Raw genomic sequence first — 517 nt, 5'->3', positions numbered from 1 at the left:
TCGCTCCTCGGAAGTCCGCCCGTGCGAGATTGGCAAACGAGAAGCGGCTGCCGCTGATATCGGCGTCATGGAACTGCGCACGCCCCAGTTCTGCCTTTGTGAAATCAACATTGGTCAGATTGGCGTCCTGGAAATTCGAACGCTGCATTTCCGCGCTCGCAAACACAGCGCCCTGCGCGTCCATACGGCTGAAGTCGGTCCTGTAGCCCTCGATTCTGTCGAACCGGGCGCCTTTGGCGGTCGAGTCGGCCAAGGAAGCACGCACAAGAGTTGCCTTCTCAAGATTTGCCGCACCGAGATTGGTGTTCCTGAGGTCGGTCGAAGTGAAATCAACACCGAACAGGTTCGCCCCGCTCAGGTCCTGTCCATCGAGGATGAGAAGCTTCTTGTCACACTCTTGCCAATTGACGCCAGGCGTCGCGGCTGCGTCGCAATTTTGAGCGGCAGCGGCGTTCTGCCAAGCAAACACAGTGCAAACCGCTAGAACCAAGCCGGATGTGCCGTAAGCTCTGGTTCG

The 517-nt window shown here is 58.2% G+C and carries 1 protein-coding gene; it reads right to left on the bottom strand.

Going from position 1 to position 517, the window contains the following annotated elements:
- Positions 1–517: pentapeptide repeat-containing protein (locus NKJ35_RS30845; RefSeq protein WP_352651413.1), on the bottom strand; the 517-nt coding region annotated here is incomplete at both ends.

Origin of the sequence: Mesorhizobium sp. M0136 (assembly GCF_040322515.1) — a bacterium.
Lineage (GTDB): Bacteria > Pseudomonadota > Alphaproteobacteria > Rhizobiales > Rhizobiaceae > Mesorhizobium.
The sequence above is the reverse complement of the archived record's forward strand: the minus strand, read 5'-3'. Positions and strand labels throughout refer to the sequence as shown.